The sequence below is a fragment of the Novosphingobium aromaticivorans DSM 12444 genome, from assembly GCF_000013325.1.
GTDB lineage: Bacteria > Pseudomonadota > Alphaproteobacteria > Sphingomonadales > Sphingomonadaceae > Novosphingobium > Novosphingobium aromaticivorans.
Genome location: NC_007794.1, coordinates 115220 through 136029 on the forward strand (window position 1 = coordinate 115220; position 20810 = coordinate 136029).

The 20810-nt window shown below is 63.3% G+C and carries 21 protein-coding genes; 12 read left to right on the top strand and 9 right to left on the bottom strand.

From position 1 onward, the window contains the following. Positions 1–17: 17 nt before the first annotated feature. The 6 genes from hpf to SARO_RS00585 are packed head-to-tail and all read right to left on the bottom strand — an operon-like array spanning position 18 to position 4293. A complete protein-coding gene (gene hpf, locus SARO_RS00560; RefSeq protein ID WP_011443775.1) occupies positions 18–599 on the bottom strand; it encodes a ribosome hibernation-promoting factor, HPF/YfiA family in 582 nt (193 codons plus the stop codon). Positions 600–657: 58 nt separating this feature from the next. Next, positions 658–1347, bottom strand: a complete 690-nt coding sequence (gene dnaQ / locus SARO_RS00565; RefSeq protein ID WP_041549856.1) for a DNA polymerase III subunit epsilon — start codon at positions 1345–1347, stop codon at positions 658–660. Between the two features lie 48 nt (positions 1348–1395). Next, positions 1396–2001, bottom strand: a complete 606-nt coding sequence (gene coaE / locus SARO_RS00570; protein ID WP_011443777.1) for a dephospho-CoA kinase — start codon at positions 1999–2001, stop codon at positions 1396–1398. Then, positions 1998–2870: a shikimate dehydrogenase gene (aroE, locus tag SARO_RS00575; protein WP_011443778.1), complete on the bottom strand. Its 873-nt coding sequence runs from the start codon at positions 2868–2870 to the stop codon at positions 1998–2000. The genes coaE and aroE overlap by 4 nt, the downstream gene beginning before the upstream one ends. After that, positions 2867–3454 carry a nucleoside triphosphate pyrophosphatase gene (locus SARO_RS00580; protein WP_011443779.1) on the bottom strand — a complete coding sequence of 196 codons (588 nt, stop codon included), beginning with the start codon at positions 3452–3454 and terminating at the stop codon, positions 2867–2869. Before SARO_RS00580 ends, aroE begins: the two co-directional genes overlap by 4 nt. Next, on the bottom strand, positions 3451–4293 hold the full coding sequence (locus tag SARO_RS00585; RefSeq protein WP_011443780.1) for a pyruvate, water dikinase regulatory protein: 843 nt from the start codon (positions 4291–4293) through the stop codon (positions 3451–3453). The genes SARO_RS00580 and SARO_RS00585 overlap by 4 nt, the downstream gene beginning before the upstream one ends. Positions 4294–4630: 337 nt before the next feature. On the opposite strand from SARO_RS00585, the gene hemE reads away from it, so the two are divergent. From hemE to SARO_RS00620, 8 genes are all read left to right on the top strand, one after another. Beyond that, positions 4631–5656, top strand: coding sequence for a uroporphyrinogen decarboxylase (hemE, locus tag SARO_RS00590; protein WP_011443781.1), 1026 nt, complete (start codon positions 4631–4633; stop codon positions 5654–5656). A gap of 79 nt (positions 5657–5735) precedes the next feature. Next, positions 5736–6179, top strand: coding sequence for a CopD family protein (locus SARO_RS00595; RefSeq protein WP_041549859.1), 444 nt, complete (start codon positions 5736–5738; stop codon positions 6177–6179). A 401-nt stretch (positions 6180–6580) separates the two neighbouring features. Next, positions 6581–7837 carry a transcription termination factor Rho gene (rho, locus tag SARO_RS00600; RefSeq protein ID WP_011443783.1) on the top strand — a complete coding sequence of 419 codons (1257 nt, stop codon included), beginning with the start codon at positions 6581–6583 and terminating at the stop codon, positions 7835–7837. Between the two features lie 126 nt (positions 7838–7963). Next, positions 7964–10510 (top strand): helicase-related protein, encoded by a 2547-nt coding sequence (locus SARO_RS00605; RefSeq protein WP_041549862.1) that lies wholly within the window; start codon positions 7964–7966, stop codon positions 10508–10510. A 17-nt stretch (positions 10511–10527) separates the two neighbouring features. After that, entirely contained in the window at positions 10528–10818 is a 291-nt protein-coding gene (locus SARO_RS20445; protein ID WP_011443785.1) for an RNA-binding S4 domain-containing protein, read from the top strand. Positions 10819–10831: 13 nt separating this feature from the next. Then, positions 10832–11170: a ferredoxin FdxA gene (fdxA, locus tag SARO_RS00610; protein ID WP_011443786.1), complete on the top strand. Its 339-nt coding sequence runs from the start codon at positions 10832–10834 to the stop codon at positions 11168–11170. Positions 11171–11506: 336 nt separating this feature from the next. Further along, the gene (locus SARO_RS00615) at positions 11507–12031 is read left to right on the top strand and encodes a CarD family transcriptional regulator (RefSeq protein ID WP_011443787.1); all 525 of its coding nucleotides are present in this window, start codon (positions 11507–11509) and stop codon (positions 12029–12031) included. Positions 12032–12203: 172 nt separating this feature from the next. Then, on the top strand, positions 12204–12989 hold the full coding sequence (locus SARO_RS00620; protein WP_011443788.1) for a head GIN domain-containing protein: 786 nt from the start codon (positions 12204–12206) through the stop codon (positions 12987–12989). A 3-nt stretch (positions 12990–12992) separates the two neighbouring features. Here the strand turns inward: SARO_RS00620 and SARO_RS00625 are convergent, their stop codons facing one another. After that, the gene (locus SARO_RS00625; RefSeq protein WP_011443789.1) at positions 12993–13940 is read right to left on the bottom strand and encodes an L-threonylcarbamoyladenylate synthase; all 948 of its coding nucleotides are present in this window, start codon (positions 13938–13940) and stop codon (positions 12993–12995) included. Between the two features lie 60 nt (positions 13941–14000). Here SARO_RS00625 and SARO_RS00630 point away from each other — a divergent pair, with 60 nt between their 5' ends. After that, complete coding sequence (locus tag SARO_RS00630; RefSeq protein ID WP_011443790.1) at positions 14001–15719, top strand: acyl-CoA dehydrogenase; 1719 nt, start codon at positions 14001–14003, stop codon at positions 15717–15719. Then, the gene (locus SARO_RS00635) at positions 15716–16531 is read left to right on the top strand and encodes a DUF815 domain-containing protein (RefSeq protein WP_011443791.1); all 816 of its coding nucleotides are present in this window, start codon (positions 15716–15718) and stop codon (positions 16529–16531) included. Before SARO_RS00630 ends, SARO_RS00635 begins: the two co-directional genes overlap by 4 nt. Before the next feature lie 33 nt (positions 16532–16564). On the opposite strand, the gene SARO_RS00640 is transcribed toward SARO_RS00635, so the two are convergent. Further along, the gene (locus SARO_RS00640; protein WP_234007383.1) at positions 16565–18025 is read right to left on the bottom strand and encodes a PQQ-dependent sugar dehydrogenase; all 1461 of its coding nucleotides are present in this window, start codon (positions 18023–18025) and stop codon (positions 16565–16567) included. Between the two features lie 109 nt (positions 18026–18134). Between SARO_RS00640 and SARO_RS00645 the strand changes: the two genes are divergently transcribed. Next, positions 18135–18617 (top strand): GAF domain-containing protein, encoded by a 483-nt coding sequence (locus tag SARO_RS00645; RefSeq protein ID WP_011443793.1) that lies wholly within the window; start codon positions 18135–18137, stop codon positions 18615–18617. Positions 18618–18761: 144 nt separating this feature from the next. Continuing rightward, the gene (locus tag SARO_RS00650) at positions 18762–19460 is read left to right on the top strand and encodes a glycine zipper 2TM domain-containing protein (RefSeq protein ID WP_011443794.1); all 699 of its coding nucleotides are present in this window, start codon (positions 18762–18764) and stop codon (positions 19458–19460) included. Between the two features lie 108 nt (positions 19461–19568). Here SARO_RS00650 and SARO_RS00655 read toward each other — a convergent pair whose 3' ends face one another. Continuing rightward, positions 19569–20723 carry an acyl-CoA dehydrogenase family protein gene (locus SARO_RS00655; RefSeq protein WP_011443795.1) on the bottom strand — a complete coding sequence of 385 codons (1155 nt, stop codon included), beginning with the start codon at positions 20721–20723 and terminating at the stop codon, positions 19569–19571. Positions 20724–20810: the final 87 nt, after the last annotated feature.

The following is a 20810-nucleotide window of genomic DNA, read 5'->3' on the forward strand; positions in this document are numbered from 1 at the left end:
GAACGATGCGCCGCCACTTACCGTGGTTCGACCCAGCCGATCGAACCGTCGCCGCGGCGATAGACCATATTGTGCACACCGGTGCCCGCGTTCTTGAACATGAGCGCATTGGTGTTGCGCAGGTCGAGCATCATCACCGCATCCGATACGCTTGCCGTCGGCACGTCGACACGGGTCTCGGCAATCACCAAGGGCGCGTCGGCAGGCTCATCTTCCCCGGCCTCGTCATGGACAAAGACGGTGTAAGCGGCGTCCTGCGCCAGATTCGCCTCATCGGCACGACGCGCATGGTCGGCACCTTCGTGGCGATCCTTGAGGCGGCGCTTGTAACGACGAAGCTGCTTCTCGATCTTGTCGGCCGACTGGTCGAGCGCGATGTGTGCGTCCTGGGCAATCGCACTACCCTTGAGGATCAAACCTTGTGCGACATGGGTGACGATATCGCATCGGAAGCCGCCGTGCGGAGCCTTCCCCAGCGTAACCTGCGAGGAAAGCGCCCGGGAGAAATACTTGTCGACGATGGTCCCGAGGCGCTCCTCGGCGTGGCTCTGCAGGGCAGTGCCGGTATCGACCTGATGTCCCGAAACGCGAATATCCATAAGTCACTTCTCCTGTGCACTCGGGCAAGCCACCCGGCGACGCCTTCGCCCCAAGGCGTCAGCGCGACCAGATCGGCTCGCTGAAGCCCGCCATGAACTCGGCATGTCGGGCCAGCTCCTCTGCGCTCGCGGAATGCGGGCGCGGGGAACGGAACACGCGTGTGACCGACGAAGTGACGGTCACGACCTCTTCGGTCACAGCAATCGCGGATTGCGCCGCGAGTTCGAGACCGATCTGCCGCCCGCCCTGCAGCTCCACATAGAGCTGCGCGAGCAGTTCCGCGTCCAGTAGCGCCCCATGCTTGGTGCGGTGGCTGCGGTCGATTCCGTAGCGCGAGCACAAGGCGTCGAGGCTGAGCTTCGCACCGGGATGCTTGCGGCGGGCAATCGCCACCGTATCGACCATCCGGTCACGGCTGACGGGTTCGCGCCCGCACAGCTCCAGCTCGTTGTTGATGAATCCGAAGTCGAAGCCCGCATTGTGCGCGACCATCGGCGAGTCCGCGATGAACGCCAGCAGATCGTCCGCCTTCTCGGCGAACTTCGGCTTGTCGGACAGGAACGCGATAGACAAGCCGTGGACGGCCTCAGCCTCGGCCGGCATGTCGCGTTCGGGATTGAAGTAGCAATGGAAAACCGCGCCCGTCGGCACGCGGTTGAACATTTCGATGCAACCGATCTCGACCAGCCGATCGCCGCTTCTTGGGTCGAGCCCGGTCGTTTCGGTGTCGAAAACGATCTCACGCATCAAAGGATATGTGGACCCGTGCAAGGGGGCTGGCAAGGGGAGTCGCGGCTACCCGCGCGGGTTTTTTTCCCGGATGGCACGAACAAGCTCGGCGACCTGCCCCTCCGTCTCGGCAAGCGTCAGCCCGGTGTCGATCACGTAGTCTGCGCGGGCGCGCTTTTCCGCATCGGGAACCTGGAGAGACAGGATATGCGCGAACTTCTCCACGGTCATGCCCGGCCGGGCCAACACGCGCTGACGCTGGACTTCGGCGGGGGCGGAAACGACCATGACCGCGTCGAGGTCCTTGCCGTGGCCTTTTTCAAACAGCAGCGGAATGTCGAAAACCACGAGCGGCTCACCCATGTGTTCGATCATGAACGCCTCGCGCATGCGGGCAACCGCCGGATGAACGATCGCTTCCAGCCGCCTGAGCGCATCGGCATCGCCGAACACCCGCGCACCGAGGTCCTGGCGCTTTACGCCCTCGGGGCCTGTCGTGCCGGGAAAGGCCGCTTCGATGGCGGGGAGCAAAGGCCCGCGCGGGCCCTGCAATTGGTGGACAGCGGCATCAGCATCGAAAACAGGCACCCCCATCTCGCGCAGCATGAGCGCAACCGCCGACTTTCCCATGCCGATCGACCCGGTGAGTCCCATGACGAAGGGACGCGTCATGCCAGCAACCTTTCACGAAGTTGCGCATCTGCCTCGCCCCGCGGAGGCACCGCGCCGAAGAAGCGGCGAAAGGCATGGTCGGCCTGTCCGATGAGCATCGAAAGCCCATCGACCGTGCGGAAGCCTGCTGCCTTCGCTGTCTTGAGGAAATCGGTTTCGAGCGGGCTGGTGACGATGTCGTAGAAGACCGAGCCCGGCGGCGCATGTGTCATGTCAAAGGCAAGCGGTGGCTGCCCTGTCATGCCCAGCGACGAAGCGTTGACGACGAGGTCGAGGCATCCTTCGCGGTCATCGAAGACGAAATCGGTCTCGTCAGAGAAGTGTTCGAGCGGGGCGACGTGGTGCTCCCCTTCAGGATGGAGTTCATCGAGAAGCGCACGGGCCTTCTCGACGTTTCGGCCCGCCAGCACGATCACCATGTGCTCGTCCGCCAGTGCGGCAATGATTGCGCGCGCCGCGCCGCCGGTCCCGAGGACGCGCGCCATGCGGAAGTAATGCACCTGATCGAGCAATGGCCGCAGGGGTTCGAGGAAGCCAGGCGCATCGGTATTGTATCCGACCAATGCGCCGTCCTCGGGCACGATGGTATTGACCGCGCCGATCCGGGCGGCGAGCGGGTCGAGCCGGTCGAGAAGCGGGATCACCGCCTGCTTGTGCGGCATCGTCACGTTGCAACCACGCCAGTCTGTGTCCGCACGCCGGGCAGCAAGGTAATCTGCCAGTTCCCCGGCCCTGACGTGGGCACGGCGATAATCGCCTTCGAGGCCAAGCGCTTCCAGCCAGAACCCGTGGATCACCGGCGATTTGGACTGCGCGATCGGGTCCCCGATCACCTCGGCATACGGCAGTGTCTTCGGCGACGTGCTCAAGACGGCAATTCTCCCTCAGCGCGCAGCGCGCCGAGCAGGGCCATTAACGGCATTCCCAGAACCGTGAAGTGGCTGCCTTCGATCTGATCGAACAACTGCACCCCCAGTGCCTCGATGCGGAACACGCCGACACAACCGGAAACGGCAGGCCACTCCCTGTCGAGATAGCTCTGGATAAATTCGGGAGAAAGCGTCCGGACCCGCAGTTTTGCGAGCTCGCAGGTTTTCCACACAACCCGTCCGTCACGCATCAGGACGGCAGCGGAATGGAGATGCATTTCCTTGCCCGAGAAGAACTCGAGGTGTTCCGCGGCGTTCTCGCGACTGACCGGCTTGTCGAACTGCCGTCCGCAGACTTCGACCAGCGAATCCCCACCGAGAACCATTCGCCCCGGCGCGGCAAGCGAAACCGGCAGCGCCTTTGCCTCGGCAAGGACGCTCGCCACCTCACAGCCCGATACCGCGATCAGTTCACGCTTGATCGAGGCTTCGTCGACATTGGACGACCGCGCCTCGAACGGAACGCCGGCGGCCTCGAGCATGGCCTTGCGCGAAGCGCTCTGGCTGGCGAGAATGATCGTCATATCGGCTTCACTCCGTCGCCGCTTGCGCCTGCGGCCGTCCGTTCGTTGTAGAGATTGATGACCGCAGCCGCCGTCTCCTCGATCGAACGGCGCGAAACGTCGATCACCGGCCAGCCATTGTCGGCGAACATGCGGCGCGCGAATTGCACTTCGCGCGTCACCTGCTCGTTGTCCACATAGGCAGTCTCGGGCGCCTGGTTCAAGGACAGGAGGCGGTTGCGTCGGACCGCGATCAAGCGTTCCGGACTTGTCGTCAGCCCGACGACGAGCGGGCGGCGAAGCGAGAACAGCATCGAGGGAGGCGGACTTTCCACAACGATAGGGATATTCGCGACCTTGTATCCGCGATTGGCGAGATAGATCGAGGTCGGTGTCTTGGAACTGCGCGAGACACCGGCAAGCACGATGTCGGCTTCTTCCCAGTTTTCCCAGCCCACGCCATCATCATGGGCGATGGTGAACTGGATCGCGTCGACGCGCGCAAAATAGGCCTCGTCCATCATATGCTGACGGCCCGGACGGCCCTTGGCCTGAATACCGAGTTGCTGTTGTAACGCGTCGGTTACCGCATCAAGCGCCGCAACGCTTGGCAAGCCGAGCGCGGCGCAGCGCTGTTCCAGCCGTTCCCGCGTCTCGGCATTGACCAGCGTATAAAGGACAAGCCCCGGATTTGCAGCGATTTCACCCATGATGCGATCGAGGTGCTGCATCGAACGGACCATCGGCCAGAAATGGCGGACGACATCGGCTCCATCGAACTGGGCAAGCGCTGCCTTGGCAATCATTTCCAGCGTCTCTCCGGTGGAATCCGACAGGAGATGGAGATGAAGACGCTGCATTCGGGCGCTTTCGTGAAGGGCCGGGACAGGCCTGTGGAAACCGCACCGATAAACCACGGGAGAGGACCGGGGACAAGTTGGAGGGGCGATTCCACCCTCCTTTTCGGCCTTCCGTTCGGTCGCTTGTGGACATGTGGAAGCGCTTTTCCCCAGCCTGTGGAGAGTGGTGAGAACTTCGCCTTGACCCGACTGCGTACAGAGTCGCCTCGGCGGAAAATTGTGGAAGCTGACTCACAATTCAGGCAGAGCGCCGCAATCCCCGGTTTCCACAGGGCCAACAAACACCATCAACCAGATTCAATAGAATCTTATTTATTTGGATTGGACCGAAAGACCGATGCCCGGCCCTCTTCTGAAGACGCTCCAGGGTGAGAACATTTCCCGCCGACCGATCTGGCTCATGCGCCAGGCCGGACGCTATCTGCCCGAGTACCGCGAGCTTCGCGCCGAGAAGGGCGGCTTCCTCGCGCTGGTCTACGACACTGACGCAGCGGCCGAAGTTACCGTGCAGCCGATCCGTCGTTTCGGCTTCGACGGCGCGATCCTGTTTTCCGACATCCTGATCGTACCCTATGCGATGGGACAGGATCTCCAGTTCCTCGCCGGCGAAGGTCCGCACCTGTCACCACGCTTGCTCGACGCCGCGCTGAACAGCCTCGTGGCGGTGCCCGGGCGCCTCTCGCCGATCTACGAGACGGTTGCCAAGGTGAAGGCCCAGCTTTCGCCTGAAACCACGCTGCTCGGCTTTGCCGGCAGTCCGTGGACGGTCGCAACCTACATGGTGGCCGGCGAAGGCAGCCGTGACCATCACGATACCCGCGCGCTTGCCTATCGTGATCCTTCGGCGTTCCAGGCAATCATCGATGCGATTACGGAAGTGACCATCGAGTATCTTTCGGGCCAGGTCGAAGCGGGTGCGGAAGGGCTGCAACTGTTCGATTCTTGGTCGGGCAGCCTTGCTCCGGCCGAATTCGAACGTTGGGTCATCGCGCCCAACGCCAGGATCGCCTCCGCGATGCAGCAGCGTTATCCCCACGTGCCTGTGATCGGGTTCCCCAAGGGCGCTGGCGAAAAGCTTTCCGCCTATGCCCGCGAGACAGGCGTCAACGCGGTCGGCGTGGACGAAACCATCGATCCGTTATGGGCTGCGCGCGAACTCCCGGCGAACATGCCGGTACAGGGCAATCTCGATCCGCTTCTGCTCCTTTCGGGCGGCCCTGAGCTGGAACGGCAGACGATCCGTGTTCTCGAAGCCTTTGCCGACCGCCCGCACGTCTTCAATCTTGGCCACGGCATCGGTCAGCACACTCCGATCGAAAACGTCGAAGCGCTTCTGAAGATCGTGCGAGGCTGGTCGCGCTGAGCATTCGGGACACTTGCAAAGACCTTCGCGCACGCCGAAATAGCCCCTCGGGGCGCATTGGCAGGCGAGACCGCAATTCATGCAGCAGGTATTGGCGATGCTCTATCTCTGGCTGAAGGCCGGCCATGTCATCTTCGTGATCTTCTGGATGGCGGGCCTGTTCATGCTGCCGCGCTTCTTCGTCTATCACCAGGAAGCGCCCGAAGGCTCACCGGAGAACGCCGTCTGGGTGGACCGCGAACGCAAGCTGATGAAGATCATCATGTGGCCTGCGCTGTTAGTGGTCTGGGTGCTGGGGCTTTTGCTTGCGGTGGACATAGGCGCATTCCAGCAAGGGTGGTTCCACCTCAAGCTGGCGTTCGTGCTGGTGCTGACCGCCTATCACTTCTGGCTGGCGAACTATGCGCAACTGCTGGCATCGGGCGTTCGCAAGCTTTCAGGCAAGAAGCTGAGGATGCTGAACGAGATTCCGGGCATTGCTGCCGCGGTGATCGTGATCATGGTGATCGTGAAGCCCTTCTAGCCGCGAAGGGTTCGCAGGCCATCACGCATGGCGTTGCGGACAAGCCGCATCGGTGGGCGCGGCAGGTGCTTCCACTGTGAACCCCAGGCATTTGTCGGCGTCTGGTGCGATTGCGGGCGGGGAAATTCGCCGGTGCGGCGGGGCAACCTGATCATCGGATGAGCCTCTTCCATGCTTGGCCGGGTGTTCCCGGTCAAAATCCGGTCCCGCCCAATATCCGGAACGCACAAGCGGCTCCCCGGTTTCCACAATTGACTCGTTCCGCGCGCAGGCATATCCCGCGACCGACCGGAATACAGATGCGCTGCCCGCGATGCAGCCGCCCTCTCGCTTTCTCCAAGCCCCATAGAGGCTTCCGGCCATTGACCAGCCTTTTGGCAAATCCTTGGAATACAAAGACAATGCATCTCAAAGACCTCAAGAAGAAGACCCCCGCCGAGCTGGTCCAGATGGCCGAAGAGCTCGAGGTCGAAGGCGCCAGCACCATGCGTCGCCAGGACCTGATGTTCGCTATCCTCAAGGAAATGGCCGAAGACGGCGAGGAAATCCTCGGCATCGGCACGATCGAGGTTCTTCCCGACGGTTTCGGCTTCCTGCGGAGCCCCGAAGCGAACTATCTCGCCGGACCCGACGATATCTACGTCTCGCCGAACCAGGTCCGCAAATGGGGCCTGCGCACCGGCGACACGGTGGAAGGCGAAGTCCGCGCGCCCAAGGACGGGGAGCGCTATTTCGCGATCACCCGTCTGATCAAGGTGAACTTCGACGATCCCGAGGCCGTGCGCCACCGTGTCAACTTCGACAACCTGACCCCGCTCTATCCGAACGAGCGACTGAAGCTCGACACGCTCGACCCGACGGTCAAGGACAAGTCGGCTCGTGTGATCGATCTCGTTTCGCCACAGGGCAAGGGCCAGCGCGCGCTGATCGTCGCCCCTCCGCGCACCGGCAAGACCGTGTTGCTGCAGAACATGGCCAAGGCGATCACAGACAACCATCCGGAAGTCTTCCTGATCGTGCTTCTGGTTGACGAACGTCCCGAAGAAGTCACCGACATGCAGCGTTCGGTGAAGGGCGAGGTCATTTCCTCGACCTTTGACGAACCAGCCTCGCGCCACGTCCAGGTCGCTGAAATGGTCATCGAGAAGGCCAAGCGTCTTGTCGAGCACAAGCGCGACGTGGTGATCCTGCTCGACTCGATCACACGTCTCGGCCGTGCGTACAACACCGTCGTGCCCTCGTCGGGCAAGGTGCTGACCGGCGGTGTCGATGCCAACGCCCTGCAGCGTCCCAAGCGCTTCTTCGGCGCGGCGCGCAACATCGAGGAAGGCGGTTCGCTTTCGATCATTGCCACGGCGCTGATCGATACCGGCAGCCGCATGGACGAAGTGATCTTCGAAGAGTTCAAGGGCACCGGCAACTCGGAAATCGTGCTGGACCGCAAGGTTGCGGACAAGCGCATCTTCCCGGCGCTGGACGTGGGCAAGAGCGGTACCCGCAAGGAAGAACTGCTCGTACCGAAGGATCAGCTCTCGAAGATGTGGGTCCTGCGCCGCATCTTGATGCAGATGGGCACTGTCGATGCGATGGAGTTCCTGCTCGACAAGATGAAGGATTCGAAAACCAACGAAGACTTCTTCGCGACGATGAACCAGTAAGGTTTCGGGTCGAGAGACAAGTAAAAGGCCCGGAGCGATCCGGGCCTTTTTCGTGTTGGCAAACGGCGGGGATAAAATTCCTGCGGTCGCTTGTTTCAGACGATCATGCCCGCCACATTCCCATCCATGGCCCAGCGCATTCCCGCCCAGCCTCGAAAGTCCGCGCACACCGGCGTGGTCAAGGCGGTGCTCGGGCCGACCAATACGGGCAAGACTCACCTCGCGATCGAACGGCTTTGTGCGCATTCCTCGGGAGCGATCGGATTTCCGCTGCGGCTGTTGGCGCGCGAGGTCTACGATCGGGTCTGCGCGATCAAGGGGGCCGACAATGTCGCTCTGATCACTGGTGAAGAACGGATCGAGCCCAAGGGCGCGCGCTGGCACCTGTGCACCGTCGAAGCGATGCCTTCCCGTCCGGACCTCGCGTTCGTCGCGCTCGATGAGGCGCAACTTTCCGCCGATCCCGAACGTGGCCATGTGTTCACCGACCGCCTGATGCACACGCGCGGTCGTGAGGAAACCATGTTGCTTGGCTCCTCGACGCTCGAGCCGATGGTGAAAGCCTTGGTACCCGAGGCCGAGGTCGTCACGCGCCCGCGCTTTTCAACGCTTACCCATGTCGGCGCGAAGAAGCTTTCGCGCATTCCTCCCAGAAGCGCCATCGTCGCCTTCAGTGCCGAGCAGGTCTATGTCATGGCCGAAATGCTGCGGCGCTTCCGGGGTGGCGCTGCGGTGGTCATGGGCGCGCTCAGCCCGCAGACGCGAAACGCCCAGGTTGCGATGTACCAGGCTGGTGAGGTCGATTACCTTGTCGCGACGGATGCCATCGGCATGGGATTGAATCTCGATGTCCATCACGTTGCTTTTGCCGGGTTGTCCAAGTTTGACGGACACCGCCAGCGCCGCCTGACCACGGCGGAGATGGCCCAGATCGCAGGCCGTGCCGGACGGCACCAGCGCGATGGGACTTTCGGTGCGCTGGCCGGAATGGGCGGGCACGATCCCGAATTCACGCCGGAAGAGATCTACGCGATCGAGGAGCACCGTTTCGCGCCCCTCACCCGCCTGTTCTGGCGCGAGGCAGAGCCGCGTTTCGACAGCATTGCAACGCTGATCGAGGACCTCGAGAGCCCTCCTCCCCGGCCTGAATTGGCAACGCCGCCGCAAGCCATCGATCTTGCCGTGCTGAAACGGCTGGCCGAAGACGTCGACATCGCATCGGGAGTGCGCGGACAGCGTTCCGTCCAACGTTTCTGGGACGTCTGCCGCCTGCCCGATTTCCGCCAGCAAGGGTATGAAACACACAGCCGCTTTGTTGCGCGCCTGTGGCAGGATCTGCGCCATGGCTATCTCGGCGCGGATTACGTGGCGCAGGCCATCGCGCAGCTCGACAACCCGTCGGGCGACATCGATACGCTGCAGGCACGCATCGCCGCGATCCGTTCGTGGGCTTACATCGCTCAGCGCCCCGACTGGGTCTTGGCGAAGGACGAGATGTCCGCCCGCGCCCGTGCAGTTGAAGCTCGTCTTTCCGATGCGCTCCACGCGCGCCTGACCGAACGTTTCGTCAATCGTCGGACCGCCGTACTCATGCGCAAGGCCGGGGCCGATGCGGGCCTCCTGCCGGTCCGGCTGGGCGATGAGGGCGCGGTCCTGGTCGACGATGAGCCCATCGGTCACCTTGAAGGCTTCCGCTTCGTCGTCGATCCCCTGGCCCGCGCCGAGGACCGCAAGCTTCTGCTTGCCGCCGCCGAACGTCATCTGCCCGGTCTTCTTGCATCCCGCGCCAACGTCCTTGTCGCGGCTGCCGGCGAGCCTGACGGGATCGAGTTCGAGGATACGGCGCTGGTCTGGCAGGACACCGTCGTTGCCCGAATCGAACGCGGACGTCACATGCTTTCGCCGCGTATCAAGCCGGACCTCGCGCTCGACCGTCTTGCTCCCGGTTGCAAGGCCGAAGTCCTTGCTGCACTCGATGGCTGGTTCGCGGCACAGCACAAGCGGCACCTTGCGCCGATCCTCGCGCTCGATGAAGCCAGTCGTGATCCGGCATCCGGGCCTGAATTGCGCGCGTTGCTCTTGCATCTTGTTGAATCGGGTGGCGTTCTTCCGCGTGAGCAATCGGGGCTGGACCGGCTCGATCCTGCCCAGCGCGACCGCTTGAGGAAGCTTGGTGTGCGGATTGGCTCGCTCGATCTGTTCCTGCCCGCCGCGCTTCGCCCGGCTGCCATGCAGGCCTGGCACAGGCTGGCGCGGATCTGGAGCAGACCTTTGCCCTTGCCGCCTGAATCGATGCAGCCCGTCGTCCATGCGAAGATCGCGCCTGCCGGCTACCGTCGGCTCGGCAATGAGTGCCTGCGCGTCGACCTGGCAGAGAAGCTTCTTCATGCCGCGCATCGCACCCGGCTCGGCACCAAGGCACGGCGCGTGTTCTTGGATCCGGCTGTTGCGCGCTCGATGAACCTTTCAACGGCGGCCTATGCCGCCTTGCTGAGGGCGGGAGGCTTTCGCGTGCACATGGGTCGCGCCCTGCCCGAAAGGGCATTCGGCCCACCGCAGCCGCCGCTGTGGGACTGGCGGCCATCGCGCGCGACGACTGCATCTGACGCGCCACCACCGCCTCGTCCGCCCATCGGGGCCTTTGCCGCGCTGGCCGACCTGGTCGGGCGTTAGCGAGGGAGAGCGCCCGGTTGCGGATCGACAAGTTCCTCTGGTTCACGCGTTTCGCCGGAACTCGCAATCTTGCGCAAGGTTGGGTCGAGGACGGCCATATCCGCCTCAACGGCCGCCGGATCGAGCGGTGCAGCGCGGACGTAAGGCTGGGCGACGTACTGGTCCTGCCGATGCGCAGCCGGGTCACCGTTATAGAGGTTCTGGCCCTTCCCGCCCGTCGCGGACCTGCTCCCGAAGCACAGGCCTGCTATCGGGTGCTTGACGGGCCGGGTGCAACGCCTCTAGCACGGCCTCAAACAGATACCTGAGGGACAATTCGCCATGACCTACGTCGTCACCGACGCCTGTATCCGCTGCAAGTTCATGGACTGCGTCGAGGTTTGCCCCGTCGACTGCTTCTACGAAGGCGAGAACATGCTGGTCATCAATCCCAGCGAGTGCATCGACTGCGGCGTGTGCGAACCCGAATGCCCGGCCGAGGCGATCCTGCCGGATACCGAATCCGGGCTCGAGCAGTGGCTTGAACTCAACGCCAAATATTCGGCGGAATGGCCGAACATCACTGCCAAGAAGGACGCGCCTGCCGACGCCGACGAGCACAAGGGCGAGGAAGGCAAGTTCGACAAGTACTTCTCGGCTGAACCCGGCGAAGGGGACTGATCGGTCCTTTCCGGGCGCTTCCTGCGAGCGTCCGGAACCCCGGCCAGACAGGCAAGTACAGCTTGTTGCCTCCGTTGCGGAGGTAGCAAACGATTTCTGCTGCACTGCCGCGCGTTCAGGGGTGGTAATTTTATTGCCGAAGTGTTATAAGGTGCTCAAGCGCCGGTGGGCTCCTGCCTGTCCGGCGTCTTTTCACCACGAACAAGGCAGGACAAAAAAGGCAAACGGATCGCAGGGCCTCGCAAGACCGCCTGACGGGCGGCCAGTTGCCTCTTTCTCCCCGAAAGGCCCATCGCTCTCCCATGGCCGGTTCTGCCCGCGTCGAAAGGATTACCAATGGCAGGTAAGGCACTCGCCTTCGATGTTGGGGACTACGTCGTTTACCCGAAGCACGGCGTCGGCCGGGTGGTCGAACTTCAGGATGAAGAAATTGCCGGCATGAAGCTGCAGCTCTACGTGCTGCGCTTCGAGAAGGAACGCATGACGCTGCGCGTTCCTGTGAACAAGGTCGAAGCGATCGGCATGCGCAAGCTGTCGTCGGACAAGACGCTGCGCGAAGCGCTCGATACGCTCAAGGGCAAGCCCAAGGTCAAGCGCACCATGTGGTCGCGCCGCGCCCAGGAATACGAAGCGAAGATCAACTCGGGCGACCTCGTGTCGATCGCCGAAGTGACTCGCGATCTGTTCCGTGCCGATGACCAGCCTGAACAGTCGTACTCGGAACGACAGATCTTCGAAGCGGCTTCGTCGCGCCTGGCCCGCGAACTCGCGGCGATGGAAAAGACCGACGAGCCCGCTGCTCTGAAGAAGATCCTCGCGATCCTCAACGAACACGCGCCCAAGTACTACGAAACGGCCTGATCCTTTTCGCTGCACTGGCGCTGAAAAAGGCCTCCGGGAAACCGGGGGCCTTTTTCGCATTCACCGTCCCGCCATCTCACGGCCGACGAACCGGCGCTGCCGCTCCACGAACGACTTGGCCCTGATCGTATCGCCGTGTTATATCAGCAATACAGTCAGGAGAGAATTCGCCATGTTGCAATCCTTCGTTCGTGCAATGGCAGGCGTCGCCGTTCTCGGCATTGCCACCATGCTTGGAGGCTGCGATGCCGCCAATGTCTCGTTCAATGGCAAGAAGGGCGTGCCCCTGCCCGAGCTTGACCTGAGCGGCCCCGCCCCGACCACTATTGCCCTTCTCGGTCCCGACAATGTCCGCGTCACGCAGGGCGAAAAGCTGACGATCACGGTGGAAGGCGAAGGGGCCGACAAGCTGCGCTTTGCCCTGTCCGACGGCCAGCTCGGGATCACGCGGGAGGATCTGAAGCTGGGGTCTTCGAACGGTTCTGCGACCGTCAACGTGACCGTCCCCGCGCTTAGCGAGATCATGCTGGCAGGATCCGGAAACCTTACCGCCGATCAGGTCGGTGGCGCCGGAGAGGCCAAGATCGTGGTTGCGGGTTCTGGCACCGTCGACGCACGTGCGATCGACACGAAGTCGCTGAAGGTCGACGTGGTCGGTTCTGGCAAGCTGCGTGCGGCGGGCAAGGCCAAGGAAATGAAGATGACCGTCGCGGGCAGCGGTGATGCCGAAATGGACGGCCTCAACGTCGACGAGGCAAAGGTCGACGTCGCCGGTTCGGGCAATGCCCGCTTCGCCTCCAACGGGCACGTCAATGCCAGCATCATGGGATCAGGCGAAGTCCGAGTATTCGGCCGCGCCACGTGCCGGGTAAAATCGATGGGATCGGGCAAGCTGGTCTGCGAAGGCGGCGTCACGCCTGAGAGCGGCAGCACCGAATCCGCCGCGGGAGAACAGTGATCTTCAGGCTGCGGCGCGCCGCAGCCTGTCGTTGATGGCCGTACCGATTCCTTCATCAGGAATCGGCGCGACCGCAATCGCCGGTTCGGATGCTGCGGCACCCAGATGCAGGCAGGAATAGAGACGTGCGGCGGCCTCTGCGAGGTCGCCCGAGGTTGAAAGATTCACGTCCCCCACCACGGACCCGAAGCCGATCAGGAACTCCCCTTCCCCGGCTTGGGTCGCGTTCAGACGCACCGGCTTCCCCGGGGCATAGTGGCTGGCCAACTGTCCGGGAGCCTCGATTTTTGCTGACGTCACGACGTCGCTTTTCCCGCCAAGGACAGCGGCGATCGATGCTTCGGTGATTGGCCCGGGCCGCAGGATTGCCCAGGTGCCGTCGTCGCGCATGCCAACGATGGTCGATTCGATACCCTGCCGAGTCTCGCCGCCATCGAGGATCAGGTCCACGCGCTGGCCCAAAGACGCGGCGACATGGGCAGCGCTTGTCGGGCTGACGCCGCCGCTGCGATTCGCGGAGGGCGCAGCGAGCGGCAATCCACAGTTTTTCAACAGGGCCTGCATGACCGGATGCGCCGGGCAGCGAAGCGCCACCGTCGGCAATCCCGCGCTGACCGCAGACGCCAGCGCTGCGCCTTCGCGCCGGGGCAGGACCATGGTCAGCGGGCCCGGCCAGAATGCGTTGGCGAGCGCCCGTGCCCTTTTGTCGAACACGGCCAGACCCTCGGCTGCCGTAACGTCCGGAACGTGGACGATCAGAGGATTGAAGTCCGGCCGGCCCTTGGCACGATAGATTCCTGCGACTGCGGCATCATCATCCGCGCGGGCGGCAAGGCCGTAGACTGTCTCGGTCGGCACCGCGACCGTACCCCCCGCGGCGATCACTTGCGCGGCATGTTCCAGCCCGTGATTGTCGGGCGGGTGCACCTTGGAAGGCTTTGTCGGCTCCATATCGGTTCGCTATAGGGAGCGCGCACGCCCGCGCCAAGCGCCGCGCTTGAGGAGAGACCCATGAGCTTCACGCCGCCCACTGCCGACCAGATCCTTGCGATCCGGGTGAGCGCCGGCATCGACGAACTTGCACAAAGCGAGCGCTTTGCCGCAGCTACGCCCGATCTGGTCGAGGCCATCGTCGAAGGCATTGGTGCCTTCGCAGCCGGAGAATGGGCTCCCCTTCACCGCGCGGGGGATCAGGTTGGCGCCAAGTGTGGCAACGGCAGGGTCACCCTCCCTGCGGGTTACGTCGAGGCCTACAGGAGCTTCGTCGAGCAAGGCTGGGGATCGATCAACGGCCCGGTCGATTTCGGCGGCCAGGGCTTGCCCTTTACGCTCGCCACGGCAGTTCTCGAAACGCTGGGTGCGGCCAACATGGGCTTCACGCTTCTCCCGATCCTCACCGTCGGAGCGATCGAAGCGTTGGACCATCACGGCAGCGAAGCGCAGAAAGCGCTCTATCTGCCCAAGCTGATCTCGGGCGAATGGTCGGGCACGATGAACCTGACCGAACCGCAGGCCGGTTCCGACGTCGGCGCGCTGCGCTCCACCGCAACGCCGATCACCGAAGGCCCCCACGCGGGGAAGTACCGGATCGCCGGGACCAAGATCTTCATCACCTTTGGCGAACACGACGCCGCCGAAAACATCATCCATCTAGTTCTCGCGCGCACGCCGGGCGCGCCTGACGGATCGCGTGGCATCTCGCTGTTCATCGTGCCGAAGTTCCACGTGGAACAGGACGGCAGCCTTGGCGCGCGCAACGACGTGCGCTGCGTCTCCATCGAACACAAGCTCGGCATTCATGCCTCGCCTACTTGCGTCATGTCCTATGGCGACAACGGTGAATGCATCGGCGAGATGGTCGGTCACGAGAACGGCGGGCTGCGCGCTATGTTCACGATGATGAACTCGGCCCGCATCAATGTCGGCAGCCAGGGCGTGCAGATTGCCGAACGGGCGTTCCAGCAGGCTCGCACTTATGCTCGCGACCGTGTGCAGTCCACCCGCGCCGGGGCACCTGGCAAGAATCCCGTGGCGATCATCGAACATCCAGACGTGCGCCGCATGCTCATGCGGATGCGCGCGCTGACAGAGGGGAGCCGTGCCCTGCTCTACTACACCGCCGGTCAGGTCGATCGCGGCGCATTGGGCAACGAGGCAGCGCAGAAGCGTGCCGAGCTGCTTGTGCCGATGCTCAAGGCCTGGGGCACCGACATCGGCTGCGAGGTCGCCAGCCTGGGTATCCAGGTTCACGGCGGCATGGGCTTCATCGAGGAGACCGGCGCCGCGCAGCACCTGCGCGATTCGCGCATCGCGCCGATCTACGAAGGCACAAACGGCATCCAGGCCGCCGACCTTGTGACCCGCAAGCTCGGCTACGACAACGGTGGTGTGCTCCAGGCGCTGATGGCCGAGATTGCCGCAGAGATGGAGGACGTACCGGAAGTCGCGGCATTGGCGAAGGATGCCGCTGCAATCGGCCAGTGGATGAGCAGCACGGCGTCGCTTGACGACAAGCTGGCGGGATCGGTCCCGTTCACCACGATGTGTGCGGTAGCCGTCGCCGGTTGGCAGCTCGCCCGCCAGTCGCGCGCGTCGGACCTGCACAGCAAGATTGCGGTGACTAAGTTCTTCAACCGCGTGATCGTGCCCGAAGCGCGTGGCTTGGGCTCGTCGGCTATGGCCGGTGCCGCTCTGCTCTACGATCTCGACGCTGATGCGCTAGCTGGATGACCGAGGCGCTTCTCACCCGGATAGCGGATGCGCTTGATCGCCTGGTCCCGCCGCGCGCGCAATCGGCGGACTGGCGCGCGTTTCCGGCCTATGTCTGGGACGGCAAGGCCGCGCGCGGAATCGACCCGCTCGAGGCGCCTTCGCTCGACCTGATGCAGGGGATCGACAAGCAGAAGTCCGCCGTGGTCGAGAACGTTGCGCGCCTTTCGCGCGGCGCAGCGGCCCATGACATGCTGTTGTGGGGCGCGCGGGGCATGGGGAAGTCCGCTCTCCTGCGGGCGGCGACGCTTGCGGCTCAAGCGGCGAATCCCGGCTCTATCGCGCTGGTCCAGGCGAGCCCGGATGCCGGTCTCGCCGATCTCTTCGCGATTCTGCGCACGGTCGATCGCCGTTTCCTCGTTTTCCTCGATGATCTCGGCTTCGATGCGGCCGATACCGATGGTGCGCGCAAGTTGCGTTCCTGGCTCGAGGGTGGCGTGGAGGCGCGCCCTGCAAATGTCAGGCTTGCGGTCACCTCGAACCGTAGGGCCATCGTCGAGCGGCACTTGTCCGAGCAGGATGACCCGGTCAATCCGCGCGATGTGGTCGACGACAGGCTTGCCTTGGCTGACCGCTTCGGTCTCAGTCTCGGTTTCCACAACTGTACCCAGGACGATTACCTGGCGATCGTTGCAGGCTATGCGACCCACTTCGGCCTTGCCTGGGAAGAAGCCGACGCGCTCGAATGGTCGAAGCGCCGCGGCGGACGGTCGGGCCGTGTGGCGTGGCAATACGTCAATGAACTGGCAGGCAGGGCCGGACGCGCGCTTTAGCCCGGGGGAGGTTCCGACCAGCCGCCGGACTACTTAGTCCTGCGGCTTGACCAAGTCTGAATCGGCGTTGGGCTTCATGATGAACTTCCCGGTGCCTTTCGGCTGCGGAGGTGCGGCACGCTTCGGCAGCGGCTTCACCTCTGCGGCGGGTTTCGCGCCCGGGGCCGTGACGCGCCAGATTACACCGCCCGTATCGTCGCTGACGAGCAAGGCGCCGTCCTTGGCGAAGGCTACCCAAGTCGGCCGTCCGCGTGCCTTCTGGTCCTCGGTCAGGAACCCGGTGAGTACCGGCACCGGCGACTTTGGCAGGACATTGCCAAGCGCGTCGAACTTCACGAAGACCACGTCATAGCCCGAAAGCGGACGTCGGTTCCACGAGCCGTGCCGTGCGATGAAGGCGCCCTGCTGGAACTTGTCGCCCAAAAGGTTCCCGCCCCGAGCGAATGCCAGTCCCAACGGCGCTACGTGCGCGCCGAGGCCGTATTCAGGCTTGCGCACGTAATCCATCAGGTATTCGGGCATCGGTTCCTTTACGCGCCAGTCGATGTTCTTCTTCCAGTACGCCCAGGGCCAGCCATAGTTCGAACCGAACGGTACGTTGGTCAGGTAGTCGGGCACCAGGTCGGAACCAAGCTGGTCTCGCTCGTTGACCACGGTCCACAGCTCTTCGCTGTTCGGGTTGAAATCGAGACCGTTGGGATTGCGCAGGCCACCGGCAAATTCGCGTGACCGTTTTTTGGCGAAATCGTACTCATGGATCGCCGCGCGCCCACGCTCCGCATCGATCCCGCCTTCTGCAATGTTGGATGCGGAACCCACCGTCACGAAAAGCTGGGTGCCGTCCGGCGAGAGCAGCAGGTTGCGCGCCCAGTGATTGCCTCCACCGGGAAGGTCCATCAGTTTCTCGGGCTTGCCGGAAAGCGAGGTCTGGCCGAGCTGGTAAGGGAAGGACAGCACCGCGTTATGGTTGGCGACGAGCAGGCGGCCATCGCGGAAGGCCATGCCGAAGGGCGAATCGAGCGCCGGATTCTCCATCACGAAGCGCTGTTCGGCGCGTCCGTCACCATCGCCGTCACGCAGCAGCACAATCTTGTTCGGAGAAGGCCCGCCCGCGCCCACCTGCTTCATGAGGAAGTTCATCACAATGCCGGTCACGCCTCCCACTTTGCGCGGGGGCGAATTGGTTTCGGCCACGAGGACATCGCCATTGGGCAGGGTGAAGACCGTGCGGGGGTGGTCGAGCTTGTCGGCAAAGCGCGTGACCTGCAGCCCTTCGGCAGCGACCGGCGCCTCGCCGTCCTTCCAGCCAATGGGATCGGCGGTCTTGATCGTGGGGATGGTCTGCTCGTCGGGGTCTGCCAGTTTCGGCCGGGGCCCTGTGGTGTCGTTCAAGGCGAACTGGGCGGGCGTGCCGCGAACGGACCAGGCGACATAGGCGCCGACGAGCACCAGGATCACGACGAGCGAGATCAGGATCTTCTTGATGAGGTTCATGGTGCGCAAATCTATGCCCGGTGCCTTGCAAGGGCAATGGGACATTCGGGTAGCGAATGCGCAAGTTGCGCGGGGCGACTTTCGGCGGCGGATGGGTTAGACGTCGGCCATGTTTACTTTTGCACCCACGGAAGGCCATTCGCGGGCCGAACTCCACGCCGACCTTCTCGAAGCCGCGCGCGCACTGACCGATGGTGAACCCGACGGTGTCGCCAACATGGCCAACGTGGCCGCGCTGATCTGGCAGTTCCTGCCGGATCTCAATTGGGCGGGCTTCTATCGCATGGTCGAGGGCGAACTTGTTCTCGGGCCTTTCGTCGGCAAGCCCGCCTGTATCCGCATTCCCCTGGGCAAGGGTGTATGCGGAACCGCAGCCGCAAGCGGCGAGACCCAGCTTGTGGCCGATGTCCATGCCTTTCCGGGCCACATCGCCTGCGACGCGGCAAGCCGGTCCGAACTGGTCGTTCCTGTCCTGCGGGATGGTGGGGTGATCGCGGTGATCGATCTCGACAGCCCCTCGCCCTCGCGCTTCGATGAAGAGGATGCGCGCGGTATCGAAGCACTGGCACGGGCCATGGCTCACCGCATCTGAGTCCTGACACGCGATTTGGGCCTGATCCGATTCGGGACAGCAGCGACGACACCGCCTTACGAACCTTGGTTTCCTGCGGCCCTTGATGGTAAGTTCGTGGTTAACGACCGGTTACGTACCTGTGCCGGACCGGGGGACCAAACGATGCTTCGCCACCTATCGCTCGCAGCTCTCGTGTTCTGCGCCATGACCGCGCCCGCTGTGGCGAGGGATGATGACCGTTCGTCCGCTGGAGGACACGGTGGCTGGAGTGGCGGTTGGCAGGGCGGCTATGTGCCAGGCCCGGTCTATTACCCGCCGATGTTTGGCCCGCCCTATCCCACAGTCGTGATGGCGCATCCGGTTGATGGACCGCCGCCGCCGGTTGCCTATCCGCAAGGTTACGCCTCGCCTGATCCCCGTTGGGGGGAGATGATCGAGCGCTGCCGAAAGGTCCAGGGTGACAGCGGCGTGGGCGGAGCCCTGCTTGGCGGTGTCGCTGGCGGGGTGGTCGGTAACCGTGTCGTGGACGGTAACCGTACGCTCGGGACTGTGGCAGGCGCGGCGGTAGGTGCGATTGCCGGCGCTGCCATCGACAAGGCCGAGGACAGCGATCTGCGGCGCGAGTGCGACGACTATTTCAGGTCGATGCCCCGACAGGCCTATGGCTATCCAGGTGGCGGCTATGCGCCGTATGGCTACATGATGGTGCCGGTCATGCTGCCGCCGCAGAAGCCCTGTGTGGAGACCACGGTGGTGACCGAGAAGTGGGTCGATGAACCCGTCCGCAGTCGCTACATCCCTCGCCGTGCCCCGGCGGTGAAGGAAAAGCGGGTAAAGGAAAAGCGCGTCTATACCGGCTGAGACAGCACTGTTCCACGTGGAACGGCAGGTCGTAGCGAAGACAGTCCTGGAATTGAAAAGGGGCAGCCCGTGCGAGCTGCCCCTTCCCTTTTCAGCCAGGAAAATCGATCAAAGCTTGCGCCCGATCAGTTCCTTCATGATTTCGTTGGTGCCGCCGAAGATGCGGGTCACGCGGGCGCCGCGCCAGGCACGGGCGATCGCATACTCGTTCATGTAGCCGGCGCCGCCGTGGAGCTGGAGGCACTTGTCCATTACTTCCCACTGAAGTTCGGTGTGCCAGAGCTTGGCTGCGGCGCCTTCTTCCGGGGTCAGCTCCTTGCGCAAGTGGCGTGAAAGGGCCCAGTCGAGGTGCGCCCAGCCTACCTGCAGCTTGGCCTTGATGTCGGCAAGGGTGAAGCGCGTGTTCTGGAAATCGAGGATCGGCTTGCCGAATGCCTTGCGTTCGCGCGTGAATTCCACCGTATCGTCAAAGGCCTTCTGCGCCGAAGCCTGTGCACCGACGGCGATGGACAGGCGCTCCTGCGGCAGTTCGCTCATCAGGTAGATGAAGCCCTTGCCCTCTTCGCCGAGGCAGTTGGTGATCGGCACGCGGACGTCTTCGAAGAACAGTTCCGAGGTGTCGGCTTCATCCTGTCCGATCTTGTCGAGATTGCGACCACGCTTGAAGCCTTCGCGATCGGCTTCGACGAGAACGATCGACACGCCCTTCCAAGCGGGCTGGATTTCGGTGTCGGTCTTGCAGCAGACGAGAATCAGGTCGGCATTCTGGCCATTGGTGATGTAGGTCTTTGACCCATTGATCACATAGTGGTTGCCGTCCTTCTTGGCCGTCGTGCGCATGCCCTGAAGATCGGAACCGGTACCGGGCTCGGTCATGGCGATCGCAGTGATCACCTCGCCCGAGACCATCTTGGGCAGCCACTTCTTCTTCTGCTCTTCCGAGCCGTAGGAGACGAGGTAGTTGGCGACGATGTCCGACTGCAGCGAGAAGCCGGTCGCGACGCGGCCGTAGTAGCTGCTCTCCTCGTCGACGATTGCGTTGTAGCCGAAGTCGAGACCGAGCCCGCCGTATTCCTCGGGGACGGTCGGGCAGAGCATGCCCAGCTCGCCCGCCTTGGGCCAGATGGACTTGGGAACGATGCCGTCATCGCCCCACTTCTCAGCGTTCGGCGCGATTTCCTCCTGAAGAAAGCGGCGTACGGTCTGGCGGAAGGCTTCGTGATCTTCGTTGTAGGCAGTGCGCGGGATCAGGTCGAGCGACATGGCCAATTCTCTCCGGTTCTTGGTCTGGTTGCGCACAGCCTATGCGCGACGCGGCCACCCGGTCAACGAGAATTTAATCGACTAATT

What these genes read in the sequence shown, in the direction of transcription:
- hpf (WP_011443775.1), bottom strand. Translation starts at nt 599, where the DNA reads ATGGATATTCGCGTTTCGGGACATCAGGTCGATACCGGCACTGCCCTG.
- dnaQ (WP_041549856.1), bottom strand. Translation starts at nt 1,347, where the DNA reads ATGCGTGAGATCGTTTTCGACACCGAAACGACCGGGCTCGACCCAAGA.
- coaE (WP_011443777.1), bottom strand. Translation starts at nt 2,001, where the DNA reads ATGACGCGTCCCTTCGTCATGGGACTCACCGGGTCGATCGGCATGGGA.
- SARO_RS00580 (WP_011443779.1), bottom strand. Translation starts at nt 3,454, where the DNA reads ATGACGATCATTCTCGCCAGCCAGAGCGCTTCGCGCAAGGCCATGCTC.
- SARO_RS00585 (WP_011443780.1), bottom strand. Translation starts at nt 4,293, where the DNA reads ATGCAGCGTCTTCATCTCCATCTCCTGTCGGATTCCACCGGAGAGACG.
- hemE (WP_011443781.1), top strand. Translation starts at nt 4,631, where the DNA reads ATGCCCGGCCCTCTTCTGAAGACGCTCCAGGGTGAGAACATTTCCCGC.
- SARO_RS00595 (WP_041549859.1), top strand. Translation starts at nt 5,736, where the DNA reads ATGCAGCAGGTATTGGCGATGCTCTATCTCTGGCTGAAGGCCGGCCAT.
- rho (WP_011443783.1), top strand. Translation starts at nt 6,581, where the DNA reads ATGCATCTCAAAGACCTCAAGAAGAAGACCCCCGCCGAGCTGGTCCAG.
- SARO_RS00605 (WP_041549862.1), top strand. Translation starts at nt 7,964, where the DNA reads ATGGCCCAGCGCATTCCCGCCCAGCCTCGAAAGTCCGCGCACACCGGC.
- fdxA (WP_011443786.1), top strand. Translation starts at nt 10,832, where the DNA reads ATGACCTACGTCGTCACCGACGCCTGTATCCGCTGCAAGTTCATGGAC.
- SARO_RS00615 (WP_011443787.1), top strand. Translation starts at nt 11,507, where the DNA reads ATGGCAGGTAAGGCACTCGCCTTCGATGTTGGGGACTACGTCGTTTAC.
- SARO_RS00620 (WP_011443788.1), top strand. Translation starts at nt 12,204, where the DNA reads ATGTTGCAATCCTTCGTTCGTGCAATGGCAGGCGTCGCCGTTCTCGGC.
- SARO_RS00625 (WP_011443789.1), bottom strand. Translation starts at nt 13,940, where the DNA reads ATGGAGCCGACAAAGCCTTCCAAGGTGCACCCGCCCGACAATCACGGG.
- SARO_RS00630 (WP_011443790.1), top strand. Translation starts at nt 14,001, where the DNA reads ATGAGCTTCACGCCGCCCACTGCCGACCAGATCCTTGCGATCCGGGTG.
- SARO_RS00635 (WP_011443791.1), top strand. Translation starts at nt 15,716, where the DNA reads ATGACCGAGGCGCTTCTCACCCGGATAGCGGATGCGCTTGATCGCCTG.
- SARO_RS00640 (WP_234007383.1), bottom strand. Translation starts at nt 18,025, where the DNA reads ATGAACCTCATCAAGAAGATCCTGATCTCGCTCGTCGTGATCCTGGTG.
- SARO_RS00645 (WP_011443793.1), top strand. Translation starts at nt 18,135, where the DNA reads ATGTTTACTTTTGCACCCACGGAAGGCCATTCGCGGGCCGAACTCCAC.
- SARO_RS00650 (WP_011443794.1), top strand. Translation starts at nt 18,762, where the DNA reads ATGCTTCGCCACCTATCGCTCGCAGCTCTCGTGTTCTGCGCCATGACC.
- SARO_RS00655 (WP_011443795.1), bottom strand. Translation starts at nt 20,723, where the DNA reads ATGTCGCTCGACCTGATCCCGCGCACTGCCTACAACGAAGATCACGAA.